At 46.0% G+C, this 3,425-nt stretch carries 5 protein-coding genes; 3 read left to right on the plus strand and 2 right to left on the minus strand.

Annotated features, from left to right (window positions below):
• Both ACWVCM_RS03980 and ACWVCM_RS03985 read right to left on the minus strand, forming a co-directional pair.
• Positions 1-174: cell division protein ZapA (locus tag ACWVCM_RS03980; RefSeq protein ID WP_455200422.1), on the minus strand; the 174-nt coding region annotated here is incomplete at its 3' end.
• Positions 171-380: a TIGR02449 family protein gene (locus tag ACWVCM_RS03985; RefSeq protein WP_455200418.1), complete on the minus strand. Its 210-nt coding sequence runs from the start codon at positions 378-380 to the stop codon at positions 171-173. The genes ACWVCM_RS03985 and ACWVCM_RS03980, both read right to left, overlap by 4 nt.
• Before the next feature lie 257 nt (positions 381-637).
• Between ACWVCM_RS03985 and ACWVCM_RS03990 the strand changes: the two genes are divergently transcribed.
• The 3 genes from ACWVCM_RS03990 to ACWVCM_RS04000 form a co-directional block, all read left to right on the plus strand.
• On the plus strand, positions 638-1,222 hold the full coding sequence (locus ACWVCM_RS03990; RefSeq protein ID WP_455200419.1) for a UPF0149 family protein: 585 nt from the start codon (positions 638-640) through the stop codon (positions 1,220-1,222).
• Between the two features lie 12 nt (positions 1,223-1,234).
• On the plus strand, positions 1,235-2,551 hold the full coding sequence (locus tag ACWVCM_RS03995) for an aminopeptidase P N-terminal domain-containing protein (protein ID WP_455200420.1): 1,317 nt from the start codon (positions 1,235-1,237) through the stop codon (positions 2,549-2,551).
• Positions 2,552-2,609: 58 nt separating this feature from the next.
• A partial coding sequence (locus tag ACWVCM_RS04000; protein ID WP_455200421.1) for an FAD-dependent monooxygenase occupies positions 2,610-3,425 on the plus strand: 816 nt, incomplete at its 3' end.

The following is a 3,425-nucleotide window of genomic DNA, read 5'->3' on the forward strand; positions in this document are numbered from 1 at the left end:
GGCAACCCGCTCCGACCCAATGACTTTTCCCGAGTTGCGAATTTCTTTCATTTTTTCGTCCAGGTATCGCGCAGAATCCAGCAAAGAATTGCGCTCTTCATCGCTGCACGCAATCTGATATTCTTTATCAAGAATGCGAATAGTCACAGGGATAATGTCCTCCTGGACGCTCATGCCTGTTGCTCCATTGATTTCAATCGCGTGAGTATACTTTCAACTCGCGTCCGGGCCATATCGGCCTTTTCTATCAGTCTATCACGTTCTTCAACCATTAAATCCTGGCGCTCTCTTAACACCGTATTTTCGTTTTTTAGTTGGTCACATATCGTGATTAATTCGTCAATTCTATTTTCTAAGTTTGTTATATCTGTATCACTCATTGTTACTTAATCCCGTATTTAACAGCTCCAATATAGATCGGGCAGTTGCAGGGGTCAACGACTTATTTTGTGACATATTTCTTTTAACATTTGGCTAATTCGTCTTCCATGGTAGAATAACAATTGCTACCTCATTGAAATATCAATACATTCGCGCAGACTCCAGAAAAAGGGAAAATATCTGTGAAACAACCTGGAGCCACAGGGAAATTTGCAAACATTTTAATTACATCAGCGATCATCCTGGCGGTTAAATTATGACTAATGAAGTGTTTGACTGCGAGCAAATAGAGTCTGCATTACAGGACATCGAGGCGGATATCGGTGCCAGTGAAATTCATGGCACGCTTTGCGGCCTGCTGTGCGCCACAAACGACACTCAAGCGGATTCCTGGTTTTTATCCCTGGTACCCGAAATTGACAATAATAATCTACTACAGAAAGAAGCCCGGCAGAGCCTGATATTGTTGTATGAAGAAACCCTGCAACAACTTAACGATCCGACGTGTGATTTTCAGCTTCTGCTGCCAGACGATTATACTGACCTGGCAACACGAACCATTAGCCTGGGCGACTGGTGCCAGGGTTTTGTGATGGGTTTTATGATGAGTGGTATAAAAGATTTTCGCAAACTGCCTGAAAATTCTGCGGAAATATCACAAGACATTGTTGAAATTTCGCGGATTGGTTCCGAATATGAAAGTGAAAACACCGAAGACGACGCCGAAGCACTGGAAGAATTAATTGAATTCGTACGCGTGGGAGTATTGTTAATTAACGAAGAACTTCATCCCTCACGCGCTGCCCCGGCAATAGCACCAGAACCCAATAACATTCACTAAGTTGACTGCCTAATGACTCAAACGGAATTTACCAAGCGCCGTAAGCGACTCATGCAACTGATGGGTAAGGATTCCATTGCCATCCTGCCTGCTGCCCCTACATTAATTCGTAACCGGGATGTCGAATACCGTTACCGACCCGATAGTGACTTTTATTACTTAACTGGATTTGCCGAGCCCGATGCGGTGGCAATAATCACCCCCAAACGCAAACACGGAGAATACATTCTATTCTGTCGGGAAAGAGACCCGGCCATGGAAACCTGGGTGGGGCCTCGCGCGGGTCTGGAAGGCGCCCGGGAAACATATAGAGCTGATGACGCGTTTCCCATTAGCGATATCGATGACATTCTTCCCGGCTTGCTGGAAAATCGCGACCGGGTGTTTTACACCATGGGCTGTAACAGCAGTTTTGACCAACATGTTATTAACTGGGTTAACCAGATTCGAGAAAAATCTCGTGCCGGGGTACACACACCCGGTGAATTCGTAGCGCTAGACCACCTGTTGCATGATATGCGATTGTTTAAAAGCCGCAGTGAAGCATCCATCATGCGCAAGGCGGCAAAAATCGCAGCGCAAGCGCATATACGCGCGATGAAGGCTTGCAGTCCATCCAGGAGTGAAAATGAAATTGAAGCCGAATTATTGCACCACTTTCGTATCAACCACTGTGATGAGGCATACCCCTCTATTGTTGGCGGCGGTGCCAACGGCTGCATACTGCATTACATCGATAACAATGCGCCACTGAATGATGGCGATTTGTTATTAATCGATGCCGGTGCCGAAAAAGACTATTATGCATCGGACATCACGCGTACATTCCCCGTCAATGGAAAATTCAGCAAGGAACAAAAGGCTGTCTATGAAGTGGTACTAAAAGCACAAGAGGCCGCCATCAAGCAGGTTAAACCCGGCAACCACTGGAATGATCCACACAATGCAGCAGTTAAAGAATTAACCAAAGGGCTGGTCAAGCTAGGTTTGCTTAAAGGCGATATTCGCCAACTCATCAAGAAAGATGCCTACCGTCGTTTTTACATGCACCGTACCGGACACTGGCTGGGCATGGACGTGCATGATGTGGGCGATTACAAAGTTGGAGATGCGTGGCGGATACTCGAACCGGGTATGGCATTAACCATTGAGCCCGGCATTTATATACCTGCAGGCAGTAAGAAAGTAGCAAAGAAATGGTGGAATATCGGTATCCGAATTGAGGATGATGTACTGGTGACCAAAACCGGTTGTGAAGTACTTTCCAAAGACGCACCTAAAACTGTCGCGGAGATTGAAGCGATTATGGCATCGTCTGCAACAGGTTAACTGAAATGACACGGCAGTTACTAACTTTGATCAATGACTACCTTTAATAAAATAATGTATGACCTCTTCTGAATCTGAACTGGATTACGATCTTATTATTGTCGGCGGCGGCATGGTTGGCGCCAGCCTGGCCTGCGCTTTGGGCAATCATCCGTTAAAGATTGCCATGGTGGAAGCATTTAACCAGGAGGTGAGCACATCCCCCAGTTATGATGACCGCGCAATTGCCTTATCCTATGGCACGTCACAAATTTTCCGCACTCTTGGCATTTGGGAGGCACTAACGGCAAAAGTCACCCCAATTAAATATATCCATGTTTCAGATCGCGGGCATATGGGTGTCACGCGCATTGATCATCAAGAAGAGAATGTAGAAGCATTGGGTTATGTCATCACCGCACGCGACTTGGGGCAAGTACTTTACAGCACATTATCGCGATACAACAACCTGGATATATTGAAACCGGCCCAATTAACGGAACTGTCATTTTCCGACACTCATGCAGATGCAAACATAACTTTTAATCAGGATGCTTCGAACGCAAAAACGAAAATAATCAGCACAAAATTACTTGTCGCGGCAGATGGTGGTAATTCCAGCGTACGTAAACTGTTAAATATTGAAGCGCAACAACATGATTACCAACAAACGGCTATCACAGCCAATATCAGCACCTCAAAGGCTCACAATAATACCGCGTACGAACGATTTACCGCACAAGGGCCGCTCGCACTGCTCCCCATGCATGACGGTCGTTGTTCCCTGGTATGGACCCGACAATCCGATAACGTAGAACCCATTATGGCAATGCCGGATGAAGAATTTCTGCAGCAGTTACAGGCCGAATTTGGCACTCGACTGGGTCAATTCACC

This window comes from Kaarinaea lacus (genome assembly GCF_975902315.1).

Excerpts from the sequence above, each read along its gene's own strand:
- ACWVCM_RS03985 (WP_455200418.1), bottom strand. The coding sequence starts at position 380 with ATGAGTGATACAGATATAACAAACTTAGAAAATAGAATTGACGAATTA.
- ACWVCM_RS03990 (WP_455200419.1), top strand. The coding sequence starts at position 638 with ATGACTAATGAAGTGTTTGACTGCGAGCAAATAGAGTCTGCATTACAG.
- ACWVCM_RS03995 (WP_455200420.1), top strand. The coding sequence starts at position 1,235 with ATGACTCAAACGGAATTTACCAAGCGCCGTAAGCGACTCATGCAACTG.